Source organism: Hymenobacter duratus (genome assembly GCF_014698995.1).
Classification (GTDB): domain Bacteria; phylum Bacteroidota; class Bacteroidia; order Cytophagales; family Hymenobacteraceae; genus Hymenobacter; species Hymenobacter duratus.
Genome location: NZ_JACWZZ010000001.1, coordinates 297,887 through 315,598 on the forward strand (window position 1 = coordinate 297,887; position 17,712 = coordinate 315,598).

The 17,712-nt window shown below is 57.5% G+C and carries 17 protein-coding genes; 7 read left to right on the plus strand and 10 right to left on the minus strand.

Features of this window, described 5'->3' with window-relative positions:
* Positions 1-24: 24 nt before the first annotated feature.
* Entirely contained in the window at positions 25-732 is a 708-nt protein-coding gene (locus IC231_RS01255; RefSeq protein WP_190782810.1) for a hypothetical protein, read from the minus strand.
* A gap of 427 nt (positions 733-1,159) precedes the next feature.
* On the opposite strand from IC231_RS01255, the gene uvrA reads away from it, so the two are divergent.
* Positions 1,160-4,303 carry an excinuclease ABC subunit UvrA gene (uvrA, locus tag IC231_RS01260; protein ID WP_211538806.1) on the plus strand — a complete coding sequence of 1,048 codons (3,144 nt, stop codon included), beginning with the start codon at positions 1,160-1,162 and terminating at the stop codon, positions 4,301-4,303.
* A gap of 111 nt (positions 4,304-4,414) precedes the next feature.
* Entirely contained in the window at positions 4,415-4,837 is a 423-nt protein-coding gene (locus IC231_RS01265) for a hypothetical protein (RefSeq protein WP_190782811.1), read from the plus strand.
* Positions 4,838-5,035: 198 nt separating this feature from the next.
* Here the strand turns inward: IC231_RS01265 and IC231_RS01270 are convergent, their stop codons facing one another.
* The 3 genes from IC231_RS01270 to IC231_RS01280 all read right to left on the minus strand — a co-directional run bounded on the left by IC231_RS01270 (position 5,036) and on the right by IC231_RS01280 (position 6,721).
* Positions 5,036-5,656 (minus strand): DUF4142 domain-containing protein, encoded by a 621-nt coding sequence (locus IC231_RS01270; RefSeq protein ID WP_190782812.1) that lies wholly within the window; start codon positions 5,654-5,656, stop codon positions 5,036-5,038.
* Between the two features lie 209 nt (positions 5,657-5,865).
* A complete protein-coding gene (locus tag IC231_RS01275) occupies positions 5,866-6,102 on the minus strand; it encodes a hypothetical protein (protein WP_190782813.1) in 237 nt (78 codons plus the stop codon).
* Positions 6,103-6,145: 43 nt separating this feature from the next.
* Complete coding sequence (locus tag IC231_RS01280; protein ID WP_190782814.1) at positions 6,146-6,721, minus strand: DUF4142 domain-containing protein; 576 nt, start codon at positions 6,719-6,721, stop codon at positions 6,146-6,148.
* A 187-nt stretch (positions 6,722-6,908) separates the two neighbouring features.
* Between IC231_RS01280 and IC231_RS01285 the strand changes: the two genes are divergently transcribed.
* Positions 6,909-7,760, plus strand: a complete 852-nt coding sequence (locus IC231_RS01285; RefSeq protein WP_190782815.1) for a hypothetical protein — start codon at positions 6,909-6,911, stop codon at positions 7,758-7,760.
* Between the two features lie 113 nt (positions 7,761-7,873).
* Here the strand turns inward: IC231_RS01285 and IC231_RS01290 are convergent, their stop codons facing one another.
* The 3 genes from IC231_RS01290 to queA all read right to left on the minus strand — a co-directional run bounded on the left by IC231_RS01290 (position 7,874) and on the right by queA (position 10,559).
* Positions 7,874-8,587, minus strand: coding sequence for a TapB family protein (locus IC231_RS01290; protein ID WP_190782816.1), 714 nt, complete (start codon positions 8,585-8,587; stop codon positions 7,874-7,876).
* 88 nt (positions 8,588-8,675) lie between these two features.
* On the minus strand, positions 8,676-9,374 hold the full coding sequence (locus tag IC231_RS01295) for a 2-C-methyl-D-erythritol 4-phosphate cytidylyltransferase (protein ID WP_190782817.1): 699 nt from the start codon (positions 9,372-9,374) through the stop codon (positions 8,676-8,678).
* A 132-nt stretch (positions 9,375-9,506) separates the two neighbouring features.
* Complete coding sequence (gene queA, locus IC231_RS01300) at positions 9,507-10,559, minus strand: tRNA preQ1(34) S-adenosylmethionine ribosyltransferase-isomerase QueA (RefSeq protein WP_190782818.1); 1,053 nt, start codon at positions 10,557-10,559, stop codon at positions 9,507-9,509.
* A gap of 180 nt (positions 10,560-10,739) precedes the next feature.
* Here queA and IC231_RS01305 point away from each other — a divergent pair, with 180 nt between their 5' ends.
* The 4 genes from IC231_RS01305 (at position 10,740) to IC231_RS01320 (ending at position 15,127) form a co-directional block, all read left to right on the plus strand.
* Positions 10,740-12,002: an ABC transporter permease gene (locus IC231_RS01305; protein ID WP_190782819.1), complete on the plus strand. Its 1,263-nt coding sequence runs from the start codon at positions 10,740-10,742 to the stop codon at positions 12,000-12,002.
* 205 nt (positions 12,003-12,207) lie between these two features.
* Complete coding sequence (locus IC231_RS01310; protein ID WP_190782820.1) at positions 12,208-13,071, plus strand: LOG family protein; 864 nt, start codon at positions 12,208-12,210, stop codon at positions 13,069-13,071.
* 175 nt (positions 13,072-13,246) lie between these two features.
* A complete protein-coding gene (locus IC231_RS01315) occupies positions 13,247-13,891 on the plus strand; it encodes an RBBP9/YdeN family alpha/beta hydrolase (protein WP_190782821.1) in 645 nt (214 codons plus the stop codon).
* A gap of 60 nt (positions 13,892-13,951) precedes the next feature.
* Positions 13,952-15,127 (plus strand): lycopene cyclase family protein, encoded by a 1,176-nt coding sequence (locus IC231_RS01320; RefSeq protein ID WP_190782822.1) that lies wholly within the window; start codon positions 13,952-13,954, stop codon positions 15,125-15,127.
* Between the two features lie 14 nt (positions 15,128-15,141).
* Here the strand turns inward: IC231_RS01320 and IC231_RS01325 are convergent, their stop codons facing one another.
* The 3 genes from IC231_RS01325 to IC231_RS01335 all read right to left on the minus strand — a co-directional run bounded on the left by IC231_RS01325 (position 15,142) and on the right by IC231_RS01335 (position 17,615).
* Entirely contained in the window at positions 15,142-15,900 is a 759-nt protein-coding gene (locus IC231_RS01325; protein WP_190782823.1) for an ABC transporter ATP-binding protein, read from the minus strand.
* 52 nt (positions 15,901-15,952) lie between these two features.
* Positions 15,953-16,174 carry a DUF2795 domain-containing protein gene (locus IC231_RS01330; RefSeq protein WP_019948259.1) on the minus strand — a complete coding sequence of 74 codons (222 nt, stop codon included), beginning with the start codon at positions 16,172-16,174 and terminating at the stop codon, positions 15,953-15,955.
* A 142-nt stretch (positions 16,175-16,316) separates the two neighbouring features.
* The gene (locus IC231_RS01335; protein WP_190782824.1) at positions 16,317-17,615 is read right to left on the minus strand and encodes a DUF349 domain-containing protein; all 1,299 of its coding nucleotides are present in this window, start codon (positions 17,613-17,615) and stop codon (positions 16,317-16,319) included.
* Between the last annotated feature and the right edge of the window lie 97 nt (positions 17,616-17,712).

The window sequence follows — 17,712 nt, forward strand, 5'->3', positions numbered from 1 at the left end:
AAGCCTTTTGAACGGATGGCAACCTTACATCACCCGACCCCTGCCGCGCCCGTTTGCAGAACCATTCGGACCCTGTTGCCCGCCTTGTTGCTGCGGGCTGCCGGGGCTCTGTGGTCCTCTTGGGTTGCTGTAGGTGCTCTGCTCGTTGCGGCCGTTGCCGCGGGTGTCAGGGCCAGTGTTGTTGTGGCCATTCTGGTTGCGGTAGTCGTTGCGGCCACCGTAGCTGTTCTGGTTGCTGCGGTTGTCGTGGTAGTCGTTGCGGACGTAGCCGCCTTGGTTGGCAGGTCGGTTGCCGTAGTATGCCGGGCCATAGGCGCCATAGGGCGCGGCGTTGTAGCCCCGGCCCGGCCAGTTGGCGCCATAGTAGCGGCCGGGTGCCACGCCCCAGCGGCCACAATAGGCCCGGTGGTCGCGCAGGTAGCCCCAGGGCTGGCGGCCTACATACTCAATCACGACAGGGTGAAAGAAACGCGGGTCGTAGGAGGCGTAAGCCCGCGGAAGCATCGGCGAGCTGACCCAGGCACCGAACCCCGGATCATAAAACAGGTACGACTGCGCATACAAATCATAGTAGCCGTCGATTTCCGGGATATAGTAGTACTGCACGTGCGGCGCGACGGCCGGGCCCCAGTACGGGGCATTCACCCAGACCTGCGCCTGGGCCTGCGTGCGGCTGGTATACAGCAACAAGCCCAGGGCCAGCACAACACCCGATTTCAGGAGAGTTTTCATAGAAGTAAGACTGAAAAGAAAGTCTGGCAGCCGTAGTGCAAAACCTGCACCATAAATTTTAGCTGGTGTTTAGAAAGGCGCTTTGCGGTCATGCTGAGCTTGTTGAAGCATCTCCACCGTTTTTTTCGGCACCGCCTGACGAAGCGTAGAGATGCTTCAATAAGCTCACCATGATGTTCCGAGCGAGTTGTCAGACTTTTTAAACAGCATTTTTAGCAGCTGCTGCAGTCGGAACTGCCGGCCAGGAAGAACTTTTGCTTCTGTCGGGACAATTCCGGGGGCGGCCGTGTTACAGACCACCTGCCCCGCTGCGGCCGGGTGGCACCTCTGCGCCAGGCAAGCTAAAACTGCTGGCAAATAAACTATTGGGGGTAGCTGTCCGGGCGCGTTTTGCGTACTTTTGCAGACTTATTCGCTTCGCTGCTGCATGGCCAAAAAATCAACTGCTGTTCCTGTTACCACTTCCACTGCTGAGCCCAAGGCTGCGGCGGCCAAGACCGGCCGCCCGGCCAAGGCTCCGAAGGCTGCCTCGGTATCCAACAAGCCCGCCGCTAAAACGCCAAAAGCGGGCAAGCCGACTGCAGCTGCTGTAGCTGATGGCGCTACCCACCACGGCACGGCCGCCGTGCAGGCTGTGCCGCGCCAGGAGCAGGTGAGCGAAGCGGTACTGGAAAACCAGGCCCGTATCAGTGGGCAGCTGCTGGGCCCGGCCGACTTGGAAGCACCGTATATTGAAGTATACGGCGCCCGGGAGCATAACCTTAAGAACGTATCCATACAGATTCCGCGCGGCCGGCTGGTGGTATTCACCGGCATTTCGGGCTCGGGCAAGTCGTCGTTGGCGTTTGATACGATTTACGCCGAGGGCCAGCGCCGCTACATGGAAACGTTTTCGGCCTACGCCCGCAGCTTCATGGGGGGGCTGGAGCGGCCCGATGTAGACAAGATTGAGGGCCTGTCGCCGGTTATCAGCATTGAGCAGAAAACCACCTCGCGCAACCCCCGCTCCACGGTCGGCACCATCACCGAGATTTACGACTTCCTGCGCCTGCTGTACGCCCGCACCGCCGAGGCGTTCAGCTACGCAACGGGCAAAAAGATGATCCGGCAGTCGGACGACCAGATCATCAACTACATTCTCAAACAGTACGACACCAAGAAGCTGGTGGTGCTGGCACCGGTAGTGAAGGGCCGCAAGGGGCACTATCGGGAGTTATTCCAGCAGATTGCTAAGCTGGGCTTTACCAAAGTGCGCGTGGATGGCGAGTTACTCGACATCACGCCGAAGATGCAGGTGGACCGCTACAAAATCCACGACATTGAAATCGTAATTGATAGACTCGTCGTGAAAGAGGAAGACCGGTTCCGCCTCTCGGGCTCGGTGCAGAATGCCCTTACACAGGGCAAAGGCACCATGCTGGTGCTGGACCCCGACAAGAAGACCGATAACACGCAGTTCTTCTCGCGCTTCCTCATGGACCCCGTAACGGGCATTGCCTACGACGACCCGGCTCCAAACACGTTCAGCTTCAACTCGCCGTACGGTGCCTGCCCTACCTGCAACGGTCTGGGCGAAGTGCAGGAGATAACCGAGGAAACGGTGATGCCGGACAAAAAGCTGAGTATCAGCCGAGGTGGTATTGCACCGCTGGGCGAATACCGCGACATCTGGATTTTCCAGCAGCTCAGTCTTATCGTTAAGAAAAACAAGGCCAGCCTGAGCACGCCGCTGGAAAAGCTACCAGCTGAGCTGATTGAGCGTCTGTTGTTTGGGGTGCCCGAGGACGAAGATGCTGACCCCAAAAAGGCCAGCTACGTAGAGCCATTTGAAGGCATTATCCCGTTTTTGCGCCGCCAGATGGAGTCGGAGTCCGACAACATTCGGGAGTGGATTCAGCAATACACGCAGGCCAAAGAGTGCCCCGAGTGCCATGGCTACCGTCTCAAAAAGGAGTCATTGCACTTCAAGCTCGCTGATAAGCACATCGGCGAGCTGTCGGTGATGGATCTGAATGATCTGGCCGACTGGTTTGAAGGGCTGGAAACGCGCCTTTCCGACCGTCAGAACCTGATTGCGCGCGAGTTGCTCAAGGAAATCCGCAAGCGTATCGGCTTCCTGCTGGAAGTGGGCCTCGACTACCTGAACCTGCACCGTTCCGTCCGGACGCTTTCGGGCGGCGAAAGCCAGCGCATCCGCTTGGCTACCCAGATTGGTACGCAGCTCGTGGGCGTGCTCTACATCATGGATGAGCCTAGCATCGGCCTGCACCAGCGCGACAACGAACGGCTTATCAAGGCATTGCAACACCTGCGCGACTTGGGCAACTCAGTAATTGTGGTGGAGCATGACAAAGACATGATCATGCACGCCGACCACGTGCTGGACATTGGCCCCGGCGCCGGTATCCACGGCGGGCAGATTGTGGCGCAGGGCACGCCCACTGAAATCTTCACCTCTGGCTCCCTCACCTCGCAGTACCTTAGTGGGCAAAAGCACATTGAGTTGCGCAAGAAAAAGCGTGCCGGCGAAGGCAATGACTTGGTGCTGAAAGGTGCGAAAGGCCACAACCTCAAAAACGTCACGGCTAAGTTTCCGCTGGGCAAGCTCATTGCCGTCACGGGCGTGTCGGGCTCAGGCAAGTCCTCGCTCATTCATGACACGCTGTACCCAATTCTGAATCAACATTTTTTCAATGCCAAGCGCGAACCGCTGGCGTATGATAAGGTTGAGGGACTGGAGTTTATCGATAAGGTGATTGAGGTAGACCAGTCGCCGATTGGGCGCACGCCACGCTCCAATCCGGCCACCTATACGGGTGTGTTCACCGAGATTCGCCAGCTGTTCTCGTCGTTGCCGGAAGCTAAAATCCGGGGCTATGGACCGGGCCGCTTCTCGTTCAATGTGAAGGGTGGGCGCTGCGAAACCTGCGAGGGCGCCGGTATGCGCACCATCGAAATGAACTTCCTGCCCGACGTGCACGTGCCCTGCGAAACCTGCAAAGGCCGCCGCTACAACCGCGAAACGCTGGAAGTGCGCTTCAAAGGCAAGAGCATCACCGATGTGCTGGACATGACGGTAGAGAAGGCTGTGGAGTTCTTCGAGTTTCAGCCCCGCATCCTGCGCAAAATTCAGACCCTGAATGAAGTAGGGCTGGGTTACCTCACGCTGGGCCAGCAGGCTACCACGCTGTCGGGTGGTGAGGCGCAGCGCGTGAAGCTGGCCACCGAGCTGAGCAAGAAGGATACTGGCAAAACGTTCTACATCTTGGATGAGCCCACCACCGGCCTACACTTTGAGGACATCAACCACCTGGCCGTGGTGCTGCACAAACTTGCTGATAAGGGTAACACGGTCCTGATCATCGAGCACAACCTGGACCTCATCAAAGTGGCCGACCACCTCATCGATATCGGGCCGGAGGGCGGCGCGGGCGGCGGCACCATTGTGGCGCAGGGTACGCCCGAGCAGGTAGCCAAGTCGGGCAAGGGCCACACCAGCCGCTTCCTGGCCGAGGAGCTGAAGGTGAGCAAATACGCCGAAGAAAAACCTTCGAAAGCAGACGCGGCGTAAGAGCCAGCCGCTTCCGAAGCACCAAAAGCTTCCTGTTTCAGCTACACTCTGGTAGAGTTGGTTGAAACAGGAAGCTTTTCTATTTTGCTGCTTTCCTCCTCTCTTCTCTGAATGAAACTACTGCTATTCCCTCTGCTTCTGGCAGCTGCAATTGCCACTGCACCACCCAAGCCCGCCCCACCAAAACCCACGCACTGGACCGGCACATTCAGCAATGGCATGAAAGGCGCCACCATTAGCTTCGATGTTTCGGCCGATGGCAAAACCCTATCCGAACTGACATTTCAGGGATACTGGCGCTGCTCTGGCAAGCTGGAGCTTACCACCGCCGGGCCTACGCACAGCTTCCCTATCAAAGGCGGCAAGGTGAGCAGCGTGGTAGTAGATCCGCCGGGTGGCGGCGCTACGGCATGGCGCTTCGAGTTGGATGGGCTGGTGGGAGCGAAGTCGGCGCAGGGTACGTTTCGCATGAATATTAATGCCCTGAGTTGCGACACCTACAAGCTGCAGTGGACTGCTGCACCGGCCAAATAAGCCGGAGCAAACAGTGCGGTAGGCTATTTCAGGGCGTTGATAAGCTCGAATAGGGATCGGGTAGGAATACATCTGCTTCTGGCGGGGCTCAGCGCCAGTATGGTTCCGGCCACTGGAAGACGGGAGTCAACTGGAGCTACACACAAAAGCCCGTTCCGGCGAACGGAACGGGCTTCTTGGCTCAGGTCTGAGCTGAAATTACATTGTGCTATGCTGCTTGAACATGCTCAGGTGGCGTTCCACAACAGGCAGCGTCTGCGTGATGAAACCCTGCAGATCAGTGTCTTGGGTCATTTTCTGGTGAGCGGCCATGGTATTCGCTGTTTTCTGGTGGTCCAGCGTCATCTGCTCCATGTACTTCTTCTCCAGTTCAGCACCCGAAAGCTTGCCCATCTGCTCGGCAATGGCTTTGTGCTCAGCGTCCATGTCGGTAGGCAGCGTCACGTTCTTCTTCTGCGCTATCGGCTTCAGCGCTTCCGTCGATTTGGTGTGGTCCGTAATCATTTGGGTGGCGTGGTCCTTGGCCATGCCAGTCACCCCTTTGTCAAGCGCCAGCTTGCTGAGTTGAATCTCATTCTGGTCGCTGTGGGCCGCCGACTGCATAAATTCGGGGTCGTCTTTGTGCGGAGCAGTAGGGCCATTGGGGTCCGCCATAGCCGCGTCATCCTTGTTGCCCATAGATGGCTCAGAGGCAACTCCCATGGTATCAGCACCTGCAACCGATTCAGCATTGACCATTTCATCGGCTTTGCGCTCATTGGAACAAGCCGTAGTCAGGAGCAGCGTAGCCGCCGTCAGGCTCAAAAAAATGCGTTTCATATAGGATGTTATAGGAAGTGGAACAAAAAAGACACCCGCTACAAACGGGGCCGCACCCCTGTGCAGCAACTGTGTCGTGCTAAAAACGAACGGCTTAGCCAGCAGAAGGTTGCTAGTGTTCAGCTCGTTGCTGTTGCTGAAACGTCAGCGCCCGGCCCCTGTGCGTGACAGAAGCCGGGCGCCGAAGCAGAAGAAATCGGGCGCTAGCCCTACGGCCGGGCCGCAGGATCGGCCGCCATGGCAGAGTCGGCGTCGGCCGTCACGGTCGGGCCCGCGTCATTGTCGATTACAGTGGCATCCGCCTGCACGCCGCCTTCGGCAGCGGCTGAGTCCATATCGGTAACCACGGTGCCAGCCGTGCCGTCAGTGCGTTGGGCGGAATCGCCACAGCTGCTCAGAGAGAGCACAGCAGCCAGAGCTACAAGAGAAAAAAAGCGCGTTTTCATAAAAAATGGAATTGGTTGGTGATGTAAAAAAGAAGGTAAGGTGCTACTTGGGAAGCTTGTCGGAGAGGTCCTTGGCGGCATCCAGGTGGGTTTTGAGTGGCGCCAGGTAGTTGGCTGCAAAAGCACGGATGTCGCCATCGTACGCATCGTCGCTCATGTCATCAAACTCATCGATGCTGGTTTTGTGGCTGATTTCCAGCAGTTCCACATACTTTCGGTCGAAGGCCGGGCCATTCAGCGCCCCCAGCTCGCCTAGGCGTTTGGCCTGCTCTGCGCCCAGGCCAGTGGGCAGCACAATGCTTTTCTGGCTAGCCAGTTGCTGCAGCGCCTTTTGCATAGCTGCATGTTCGCTCGCAATCAGCTGCGCCAGGTATTTTACATCGGGCGAAGTGGCTTTGCGCTGGGCCATCTGGCTCATTTCCGTGTCCAGCATGCTGTAGCTCATAACGTTTACCACAAAGGCAGCGTCGCGCTCCTGCTTGCTTGTTACATCTTCGTTGCCGATGCGCTTCTCATTCTGAAACTTGGCTTCTGCCACCGGGTCTTTGTTGGTTTCAGTGCCGCAGGCTACCAGAAGTGTGGCAAGCAGCAAAAAGGAGGATGTGAGTAAAAAGCGCATATTTTCAGCGGTTTGGCCGTGGGAGAGGGGTTGCTAAGCCTATACGGTCGGTCTGCCGGCTGGTTCTAAAATGGCCGTGTAAGTAAGTTTTTGAAAAAAGTTCCTCAGGGCATTAAACTCTCGCTGGCTGGTGGCTTCCAAGCAAAGAACCCCGGGAATTTTATTCACACCTTCTTGCTCAACTTCCATGAAAACCACTTTCCACACTTTGAGCATAGCGGCTCTGGCGGGCGGTATGCTGCTCTTTGGTACGGCGGCCTGCAACAAAGACGAGGAGCAGCCTGCTCTCGAAAGCATCGAATCGGCGGAAGATGCGGGGGCCGCTGAAGACGAAACCGGTAGCCTCAACGACCTGCTAGAAGCGGCGGCCCCCGCCGATGCTTCCATCGCCAACGGGCCGGTAGCAGAGCCCGCCGACATGGCCCGCCTGCTCTCGGCGTGCGCTACCCGAACCTACGATCCGGCTACCCGCACGCTCACCATCGATTTTGGCCTTACCAACTGCATAGGGCCAAACGGAGTAGCGCACCGCGGCAAAATTGTAGCCATGTACAGCGGGCCTTTTCGTCAACAGGGCTCCTCGGTTGCCGTTACGCTTCTGAACTACTTCCGCAACGATAACCAGCACACTGGCACCCGCGTCATCACAAATGCCGGCGACGGTTCCTACACGCTCAGCGTGCGCAATGCCAGCGTCATCACACCCAATGGCACCCATTCCTGGACCGCGCAGCGCACCTACACCCGTCTGGCCGGCCAGGGCACCCGCACGATTCTGGACGACCGGTATTCTGTGACAGGCCAAGCTAGCGGCACCAACCGGCGCGGCGTGGAGTATACAGCCGCCATTCAGCAGCCTTTGCTCAAAGAGTTTACGGTAGGCTGTGCCCGCTTCTTCACGGCCGGAACCGTCAGCATCAGCAACAGCCGCGGCAAAACCATGCTGCTCGACTATGACCCCACCGGCACTCAGGCCTGCGATAATATTGCGTCCGTAACCTGCAACGGCCGCACGCGCACCATCCGTCTGGGCCGCTAAACGACTACTGGCCGACGTAGCCACGGCTCGGCAAAAAGGCCGCTTCCCTCCGGGAGCGGCCTTTTTGTTGCCTGAAAAGCGGCCGCCCTTGTCTATCGGCTTAGGGGTTGGCGCTATTTGGTTGGGGCAGTGGTGAGCAGCGTGTAGCCCATCAGCTTGTCCTTGCGGTAGGTTTCCGACCGCACCGCGCCTACGCCGGGCGCATACCACTCCACTGTGCGCATACTGAACGGTATGGCCAGATTGCCCATGCCGGTCTTCATCAGCACATCCTGCGAGATTTTGGTGCAGGCAAAGCTGCCAGCTTCTGTTTTGATGGTCTCGGAGCCCTCTACCCGCCGGTTGCTGATGCTGATAGTGGTGGTGGACAGGGCTACTCCGCTCTTCTTGTCCCGCATGGCTACCGTCATGGTGCCGTTTTTCAGGGTAGTGCCTTGCTTTGGGTGCGCCGGAATTTCCAGGAAGTCGCCGCTTACCTGCACGTCCATATCAGGCTGGGCACCCTGCGCATTGGCCTGCGGATTCATCATAGCGCGCATATCGAGGCGCACGAGGCCCGCCTGGCACTCCACCGTATAGTCGTTGGTGGCACTGGGCTTGCCCTTCTTATCAAATACCTGCTGATGAATGAGGGCTGTGGTTTTGCCGCCGCTGGTTTGGGCTTCGCGCACTTCCTGCACGATGCGCCCACTGGGCTGGTCGCGGTTGTCAAACGTGGTCAGCTCGTACACGCCACCTTGGCGAAGATCATAATACAGGCCACAGTCCTGCGCCCTGCCCGCCCGATTCAGAACCAGAGCAAAGGCCAGCAAAACGAGCGTTTTCATAGTAGAAGTCGGAAGCAGATGGAACATATCCTGAAGGTACCCGTCTGTCCGCTTCGGCGGTATCGCATGATAATGTGAGTTTTATGCGCTACTCAGTGCGCAGCAGCGCTTCCGCCAGCAACATGTCTTCCGGCGTCGTTATTTTGAGGTTGCGGTAGTCGCCTTCCACAATATGGATGGGATGCAGGTCTTCCACCACACTGGCATCGTCGGTGAATGTGTTGAGCTCCGGGAGCTGGTAGGCCCGCCGCAGCAGGCTCAACTCAAAGCACTGCGGTGTCTGGACCAGGCGCAGGCGGCTGCGGTTGAGGGCGTAGGAACCCTGCTGGCTGAGGTTGCGCACCGAGTCTTTGGGCACCACGGCCGCTACCGCGGCACCGTGGTTGTGAGCCGCCTCAAACGTAGCCTCAATCACCCGTTCCGGCGTGAGGGGGCGCACCCCATCGTGCACAGCCACTGTACCGGCTGTTTCCGGCCCGAGTAGCGCCAGCCCTTGCTTCACGGAGGCCCAGCGGGTAGCGCCGCCAGCTACCAGCTCGTGCGGCGGTACGGTAGCATAGTGCGCGCAAAGCGCCTGCCATATAGCCACTTGTTCGGCGGGTAGCACTACAATCAGGCGCCTGATGCCCAGTGCCGGTGCCGCGAAGCGCCGCAGCGTATGCAGCAGCACCGGTTCGCCCAGCAACTCCAGAAACTGCTTAGGTCGGTCGGCGCCCATGCGCGTACCGCTGCCTCCGGCCACAATAATGGCAAAGCGCGGCTGAGATGAGGAGGAAGCAGAAGGCATATGACAGCAGAAAAAGAGGTGCGAAAAGGGGACCGGCAGTAAAAGTAAAAGCCCGGCCGAGTATAACGGCCGGGCTTTTCCCGATAGAGCGAAGACCATAGAGCATCCCTCACTCAGCACGCTTCTTCTGCCTTACAGAATCAGCATGGCGTCGCCGTAGCTGAAGAACTTGTATTTCTCCTTGATAGCCGTCCGGTAGGCTTCAATCAGCAACTCGTGGCCGGCGAAGGCCGAGGCCATCATCATGAGCGTGCTTTCCGGCGTGTGGAAATTGGTAATCAGGGAATTAGCAATTTTGAAGTCGTACGGAGGGAAGATAAACCGGTCGGTCCAGCCTTCGTTGGCTTTCAGGCGCGAGTTAGCCGATACCGACGATTCCATGGCGCGCATCGACGTGGTGCCTACGGCGCACACCCGCTTCTTGGCATCCAGGGCCCGGTTCACTACCACCGCCGACGAGCCGGGTACGATGAAGTTCTCGGAGTCCATCTTGTGCTTGGTCAGGTCTTCCACGTCTACCGTCCGGAACGTGCCCAGGCCTACGTGCAGCGTTACGGGTACTACCTCTACACCCTTGATTTCCAGGCGCTTCATGACCTCGCGGGTGAAGTGCAGGCCCGCTGATGGGGCGGCTACGGCACCTGTGTGCTTGGCATAAATAGTCTGGTAGCGCTCCTTGTCGGCAGGCTCGGCTTCGCGGGTGATGGACTCGCGGGGCAGCGGCGTCTCGCCCAGGTTGTGCAGCGCCTTGTAGAACTCCTCATCAGAGCCGTCAAACAGGAATTTGATAGTGCGGCCGCGTGAGGTAGTGTTGTCGATAACTTCCGCTACCACAATGCCTTCCTCGTCGAAATACAGCTTATTGCCCACCCGGATTTTACGGGCCGGATCTACCAGCACGTCCCAGAGGTGAATTTCCTTGTTCAGCTCGCGCAGCAGAAACACTTCGATCTTCGCGCCGGTCTTTTCCTTGTTGCCATAAAGGCGCGCCGGAAATACCTTCGTGTCGTTCACCACAAACACGTCGCCTTCACCGAAATACTCAATGATATCCTTGAAGACGCGGTGCTCAATCTTGCCGCTGTCGCGGTGCAGCACCATCAGGCGGGACTCGTCGCGGTTCTTGGCGGGGTGTTGCGCGAGGAGGGCTTCGGGCAATTCGAACTTAAACTCGGAGAGCTTCATAGGGGCAGGAAAGGCAATAGCTGGGGAAGCTAAGAAAAATTTGGGTCGGCGAAATTACGCAACTCCGGCGGATTTATCATTACTTTTCGCCTGGAATCAGTGCGCGGGTATATAACTGAGCGAGCAGCCGCCTCGTTCCGACCATCCCCCTTATCTGCTCATCCACTCAAGCACTTATTGATGAAAACCATACGCCTGACTCTGGAAAGCTTCCGCTTCGCGTGGCAAGCTCTCAAATCTAACCTGCTGCGTACGGTGCTGTCGTTGCTGGGCGTAACGGTGGGCATATTCGCCATCATTGCGGTGCTGACGGTAGTGGACTCGCTGGAAGCCAACGTACGACAAAGTATGAGCTTCGTTGGCGACAAGGTCATCTACGTGATGAAGATGCCCTGGACCTTCGACCAGCCTGACTACCCGTGGTGGCGCTATTTCCAGCGGCCGGCACCTACCGTGCGCGAGTTCCGGGAGCTACAGCGCATGCTCAGCGACAATCAGAAGGGTGTGGCCGTGTATGCTGCCACAGGTGGCAATACGCTGCGGTCCGGTTCCAACAGCCTCGAAGGCTGTGCCCTGATGGGGGTATCATTTGAATACCGTAACGTGTCGGAGCTGCCTATCGAGGAAGGGCGCTATTTCACGCAGCAGGAAATGGATGCGGCCCGCAATGTGGCCGTGGTAGGGGCCGATATTGCCACCAGCCTCTACCCGAATGGTTCGGCGCTAGGGAAGGAGTTCAAGGCCAAAGGCACCACGTTCACCATCATCGGCGTAGTAAAGAAGGAAGGCAAGAAGATTCTGGATACGCCCAGCAACGACACCAACTGCGTTATTCCTTTTGGCTCTTTCACCAAGATGTTTGCCCTGAGCACCAACGGCCTCACCGGCGTCACGCCCACTATTGCCGTGAAAGGCCGCGACGAGGATGTGGGCCTGCTTGACCTGGAATACGAGATGAAAGGCCTGCTGCGCAACATCCGTAGCCTCAAGCCCCGCGAAGAAGACAACTTCGCCCTCAACCGCCCCGAAATGCTGACCAACATGGTGGGGAAGCTGTTTTCCGTTATCGGGCTGGCCGGCTGGGTGATTGGTGGGTTTGCCATGGTGGTAGGCGGCTTCGGCATTGCCAACATCATGTTCGTGTCAGTGAAGGAGCGCACCAATATCATCGGTATCCAGAAGTCGTTGGGCGCCAAGAACTACTTCATTCTGTTCCAGTTTCTATTTGAGGCTGTGTTTTTGTGTCTGCTGGGCGGCTCGGCCGGTATTTTCCTGGTCTGGCTGATTACGCTGATACCGCAGGACGCCATGCCGCTCACACTGTCGGCGTGGAATATCACGCTGGGGCTGACCGTATCCGTGGTGATTGGGGTGCTGGCCGGAATCATCCCGGCCGTGCTGGCCGCCAACCTGGACCCCGTAATTGCCATCCGGAGCAAATGACCCGGCGTGCTACGGAATAGCCTAGCTTAGCTCCCTCAGCTTTATAAAGTGTAGCGGTTTGGTCATTTACTGTTAACAAATTGTTAACTTGCCCTTCTGTACTTTTGGTCGCCCCGCTTCGGCGGGGCGGCTTTCTTTTTGTCAAATTCCCCCAATTCCCATGGAGCCGTGCCTTTTGCCCGGTGCCAACAGTAAGTAGCGTACCATGACCAAGCTTAAAAAAACCAGCCGCACCAAGGTGGCTGATGAGGTGCTGAATGCTGGCAGCGGCCAGACCATCATGCAGCCCAACATCAACGACAACAAGGTTAAAACCATTAGTGATATCCGGGAGCAGACGCACGGCGAGCGTACGGTTCAGGTAGACGATGAGCAGCGCATCCGCAAAGCCTTCGTTGACAAGGACTGGAACGAAATCAAGATTGCCGACTCCTGGCAGATTTTCAAGGTGATGGCTGAGTTCGTGGAGGGCTTCGAGAAGATGTCCAAAATCGGCCCGTGCGTATCCATCTTCGGCTCGGCCCGCACCAAGCCCGACAACCCATACTACCAGATGGCCGAGGAAATTGCGGCCAAGCTGGTGCGCCACGGCTACGGCGTTATCACGGGCGGTGGTCCCGGCATTATGGAGGCCGGCAACAAGGGCGCGCACTCAGAAGGAGGCCGCTCCGTGGGCCTGAACATTGAGCTGCCGTTCGAGCAGTTCAACAACATCTACATCGACCCCGACAAAATCATCAACTTCGACTACTTCTTCGTGCGGAAGGTGATGTTTGTGAAGTATGCGCAGGGCTTCATCGGTATGCCCGGCGGCTTCGGTACGCTTGATGAGCTGTTTGAGGCTATTACGCTGATTCAGACCAAGAAAATCGGCCGCTTCCCTATTGTATTGGTGGGCACCAAGTACTGGCAGGGCATGTTCGACTGGATTCAGAAGGTGATGCTGGAAGACGAGAAGAACATTTCGCCGGAGGACATGAACCTCGTGCAGCTGGTAGATGATGCCGAGTCGGCGGTGAAAATCATCGACGACTTCTACTCCAAATACCTGCTCTCGCCGAACTTCTAAGCTTGGCAAAAGCGCTAAATTCTAGCACTAAAGCCAGCGGCATCTTCGGAAGCTGCTGGCTTTAGTGCTTTTGGGCATCACAGCAGTTGAGCTAGAAGATTAATTACGAAATAGCAGAATCAGGAATGTTAAATTGGATTTATCTTGGTGAATTGTTCAAAATAATCCACGAAGTATGCAGCAAGCAACAACTGCTGAAGAAGTAAAGAAGGTGTTTATAGTCCCCCGCTGGGCTGGCGGCCCCCAGGACGACTGGTATCCCTGGCTGGGGGAGCAGCTGCAGGCCGTTGCCGCGGAAGATGGAGTCAACTACAAGATTCAGGCGCTGAATATGCCGGCCTGGGACCTGCCCGTTATAGACCGGGCTGTGGAGTATCTGCAGAAAGTGCTGCCGCCCGATCAACTGGGGCCCAATGTGCTTCTGGTAGGGCATAGTGTGGGCTGCCTGGCCATTTTGCACTACCTGGCCCGCGTAGCCGAAACCCACCCCGAGGCGCAGCCTGTAGGTGGCGTGCTATGTGTAGCCGGCTGGTTTTCGGTAGACAGCCCCTGGCAGGATATCCTGAATTGGATGGATGCCCCCATCAACTACGAAGCGGCCCGCCGCCTCATTCCGCAGGACAAGCTGATGGTGCTGCTCTCGGATGACGACCCGTATACCTCCGGCTACCAGGAAAACGAGCACCTCTGGGAGGAGCGCCTGCATTCCCGAGTAAGCATTCTGCCCGGTCGCCAGCATTTCAGCGCCCGCCTGGACTTTGACGTGCGCGACGCTGTGCGCGACCTGGCCGGCGCGCTGTCGGGTATGGAAAGCCACTAGCCCGAAGTAGCGCAACTGCCCTAACTTGCAACGGCGGCCCTTTTCAGGCCGCCGTTTCTTGTGGCTGTACCTCCTCTAGATTTCGACTACCTTATTGTGGGCGGCGGCGCGGCCGGCCTCAGCCTGGCGTACCATATCAGCCAGGAGCCGCGCCTGGCCAGCAAGCGGGTGCTGTTGCTGGAGCCTGAAACCAAAGACCAGAATGACCGCACCTGGTCGTTCTGGGCCGATGAGCCGCTGCTGTTTGATGGCATTGTGGCCCATGAATGGTCGAAAATAGCGTTCCGAAGTCCGGGGTATGAGCAGGTGTTTCCGCTAAAGCGGCACCGCTACAAGATGATTCGGGGGCTGGACTTTTACCGGTTTGTGCGCGCCGCCCTGGCAGAAAACCCCCGGTTTACGCTGCTGCAGGCCAGCGTGGAGGCGCTGGAAAATACGCCGCATGGTGCCCAGGCAACCAGTAGTACCGGCATCTTTACGGCCCGCTATGCCTTCGACAGCCGTCCGCCGCAGATGCAAAAGCAGCCCCAGAAGTACCGCTACCTGCTGCAGCATTTTGTGGGCTGGGAGGTAGAAACCACCGAAGACGTTTTCGATCCGACGACGGTGGAGTTCATGGATTTTCGGGGCGAGCAGCAGCAGCAGGCGCGCTTTATGTACGTGCTGCCCTTTAGCAAGCGCCACGCGCTGGTAGAGTACACGCTGTTTTCGGAGCAGGTATTGCCGCAGGAGGAATATGAAGCGGCCCTGCGGGAGTATCTGGCGCAGCTGGGCGTAACGGAGTTTCGCATAGCGGCCCGGGAGGCCGGCGCCATTCCCATGACTGACCACCCGCTGCCCTCGGCTGCGGGCGCAAACATCATCAACCTCGGGACCCGCGCCGGCCGGGCCAAACCCAGTACCGGCTATGCCTTTAAACGCATCCAAGCGCACTCGGCGCGGCTGGTGCAGGCGCTGGCGGCTACCGGCATGCCGCCGCCAGACCTTACCGGTGACAAATGGCAGTTTCACCTCTTCGATACGCTGCTGCTCGACATTATGCGCCGGCACGGCGAAACCACCCGCACCATCTTCGCCCAGCTGTTTCGGCGCAATCCGGTGGAGCGCATCTTCGATTTTCTGGATGAGCGGACGAGTTGGAAGGAAAATCTGCAGATTATGAATTCCGTGACGCCGTGGCCTTTTCTGCGCTCCATCTGGCATGTGCTGCGCGGCCGGCCGGGCCAGCGAGACTAACTTTTGCCGCTTTCTTATAGGCTTAAGGAAGCTTCACTTTCCAGAAACTCGCGGGCGGCACTGACGGTGGCAGGCGTAAGCGGCTCCAGGTTGGGCTGCGGCCGGGACAGGTTGAGCAGGTAGCCGCCCGGCAGCGCCAGCAAGTTGTCAAGGTCGTGGGTGATGCAGAGCACGGTTTTGCGCTCCTGCTCTACCCAGCTGGCCAGCAGATCGAACACGCGGCGGCGGTAGTACACATCAAGCTGCTGAGTTGGCTCATCAAGAAGGTACAAAGGAGCATCCTGCAGGCTCAGTTGGGCCAGCCATATTAGCTGTTGCTCACCTCCGGAAAGCAGCGTAAAGTCGCGCTGGGCAAGATGCGCGCCTCCCACGCGGGCCAACGCCGCATCAGCCAGTTGGTAGTCAAGCAGGGAGTAGGCACTAAGCAGACCGTGGTGGCGGTAGCGGCCCATCACCACCAATTCGCGCACCCTGATTGGGAAGCCAACTGTGGTACGCTGCGGCAAATAAGCTAGGTGCCCGGCGGTAGCTGGGCGGGCTATCTGGCGCAAGTCCTGGCCGCCGAGTTCTACAGAACCGGTATAAGGTATTTGTCCCGTCAGGACACGAAAAAGGGTGGTTTTGCCGCAGCCATTGTGCCCCACTATGGCTACAAACGCTGGCTCAGGTATAGCAAAAAAAAGGTTGCGGAGTAGAACACGCTGTTCATACCCCGCAACCAAATTCTGGATGTCAAGTGTTGCTTGTTGCTTGTTGACGGGTTGATTACTCAAAGCGGAGTTAGCAGCCTGTATTCGACAAGCAATAGGAACAACCAGCAGTTACCTAGTACTCGTCTTCGTTGAACATAAAGTCCTCCTTAGTCGGGTAGTCAGGCCAAACCTCCTCGATATTCTCGTAGGGCTGACCATCGTCTTCCAGGGCCTGCAGGTTTTCCACTACTTCCATCGGAGCACCCGAGCGGATGGAATAGTCAATCAGTTCATCCTTGGTGGCAGGCCAGGGAGCGTCTTCCAGATACGAAGCGAGTTCCAGCGTCCAGTACATAGTGGTGTGGGCTACTTAAAAAAGGTGGTCGAATGAAAAGTCCGGCTATCAAAAATCCGGCCGGGACGGAATATACTGACAACGTGGCTCGCCGAGTCACAGTGTATGTGGCAGGCAACGTAAGATAGGCGCTAAGGTTGGGCTACACAACCAGCCGCTGTCGCAATAGCGTAATCAGCTCGTTTTTGGTTCGGATTTTTCGCTCAAATGCACGGATTTTTCCCTGCAGCATCTGCCGGAAGGCATCATTAGCGGGTGCGGCACTGAGCTTACCCAGGTTCTCTTCCAGCGCTTCCTGCTCTTGCTTATCATATTTGATGAAGTCGCGCAGGGCTTGTACCCGGATGTTTACCTGGTCCTCCGCCGAGCCGCTGGCATTTTCAGGGCGTTTACGAATAAAGTGCTCCAGCGCGCTCATTTCAAATACCTTGTCGCAGGCCAGAATAAACTGCTCCCATACCCGGTCCGATTCTTCGCCGCGCACAGGCCCTACCTTTTTCCAAGCGGCCTGCAGCTCTTTGGCGCGCGCTACTGCTTCGTGCATGGGCTTGTCCAGCAGCGCAACAGCCTCCTCCACGAGGGCCCGCTTACGCGTCAGGTTGTCGTCCATGAAATGCTCCTTGGCATCGGTGCGCTTGCTGTCAATATGCTGCTTGAGACGCTCGAAAAACAGGTTGTGCGCCGCCCGGAACTGCGTCCATAGGTCATTGGCCTGCTTGCGGGGCAATGAGCCGCCCACTTCCTTCCAGGCCTGCTGCAACTCCTTAAGCTTACCAGTAGTGTTTTCGAAGTCGTCGGAATACTGCAGGGCCTCCGACTGCCGAATCAGGGCTTTGTACTGGTCGGCGGCGCGGTTGAGCATCGACTTCTTCTCGTTCTGGAAGTTCTTGCGCCGCTGGAAAAATTCGTCTACTGCCACCCGGAACCGGGTTTCCAGCTCGTCGGTGTGCTGCTTGTCTACGGGGCCAGTCTTGATCCAGGCCTGACGCAGCTCATGAATCTGCTCGCCGGCAGTGGTCCAGTCCAGCGTGTTTTGCAGTTCTTCCGCTTGCTGGATAAAGTTGATTTTGGTTGCCAGATTTTTTTCACGGTTGCGTGCTACCGTCTGTTTAATAGCCTCTTCGGCATCCGTAAGCCGCCGATGAATGGCTTCAAAGTCGCCGAGGCCGTCGTAGGAGGCAACTTGCTCTTTAAGGTGCAGGGCCTTCATCAGGAAAGAACCCTTGTTCTCAGAGGTTTCAATCTTATGCAGCAGTTCATCCACCTTCCCGCGGAAGGTTTCGAAGCGGTTGGCGAAGTACAACAGGGAAGCGTCAGCTGACTCCTTTACCTGCCCAACTTGGCGGGCAGGAAGATCCATAAATGGCCGCAGCCACACCTGGTCGCCCTCGATGTAGCCATAACGGCGGGCTTCGGCCAGCAAGTGGTCTTGTTGTTCCATAATGTGATAACGCGGAAGCGAATAGGTGGAGTGGTGAAAATGCGCGGAGGTAGTACTCAGAGCGGAAAGATGTGCAAGTTTACAGCTTGTTGCAACA

Excerpts from the sequence above, each read along its gene's own strand:
- IC231_RS01255 (WP_190782810.1), bottom strand. The coding sequence starts at position 732 with ATGAAAACTCTCCTGAAATCGGGTGTTGTGCTGGCCCTGGGCTTGTTG.
- uvrA (WP_211538806.1), top strand. The coding sequence starts at position 1,160 with ATGGCCAAAAAATCAACTGCTGTTCCTGTTACCACTTCCACTGCTGAG.
- IC231_RS01265 (WP_190782811.1), top strand. The coding sequence starts at position 4,415 with ATGAAACTACTGCTATTCCCTCTGCTTCTGGCAGCTGCAATTGCCACT.
- IC231_RS01270 (WP_190782812.1), bottom strand. The coding sequence starts at position 5,656 with ATGAAACGCATTTTTTTGAGCCTGACGGCGGCTACGCTGCTCCTGACT.
- IC231_RS01275 (WP_190782813.1), bottom strand. The coding sequence starts at position 6,102 with ATGAAAACGCGCTTTTTTTCTCTTGTAGCTCTGGCTGCTGTGCTCTCT.
- IC231_RS01280 (WP_190782814.1), bottom strand. The coding sequence starts at position 6,721 with ATGCGCTTTTTACTCACATCCTCCTTTTTGCTGCTTGCCACACTTCTG.
- IC231_RS01285 (WP_190782815.1), top strand. The coding sequence starts at position 6,909 with ATGAAAACCACTTTCCACACTTTGAGCATAGCGGCTCTGGCGGGCGGT.
- IC231_RS01290 (WP_190782816.1), bottom strand. The coding sequence starts at position 8,587 with ATGAAAACGCTCGTTTTGCTGGCCTTTGCTCTGGTTCTGAATCGGGCG.
- IC231_RS01295 (WP_190782817.1), bottom strand. The coding sequence starts at position 9,374 with ATGCCTTCTGCTTCCTCCTCATCTCAGCCGCGCTTTGCCATTATTGTG.
- queA (WP_190782818.1), bottom strand. The coding sequence starts at position 10,559 with ATGAAGCTCTCCGAGTTTAAGTTCGAATTGCCCGAAGCCCTCCTCGCG.
- IC231_RS01305 (WP_190782819.1), top strand. The coding sequence starts at position 10,740 with ATGAAAACCATACGCCTGACTCTGGAAAGCTTCCGCTTCGCGTGGCAA.
- IC231_RS01310 (WP_190782820.1), top strand. The coding sequence starts at position 12,208 with ATGACCAAGCTTAAAAAAACCAGCCGCACCAAGGTGGCTGATGAGGTG.
- IC231_RS01315 (WP_190782821.1), top strand. The coding sequence starts at position 13,247 with ATGCAGCAAGCAACAACTGCTGAAGAAGTAAAGAAGGTGTTTATAGTC.
- IC231_RS01330 (WP_019948259.1), bottom strand. The coding sequence starts at position 16,174 with ATGTACTGGACGCTGGAACTCGCTTCGTATCTGGAAGACGCTCCCTGG.
- IC231_RS01335 (WP_190782824.1), bottom strand. The coding sequence starts at position 17,615 with ATGGAACAACAAGACCACTTGCTGGCCGAAGCCCGCCGTTATGGCTAC.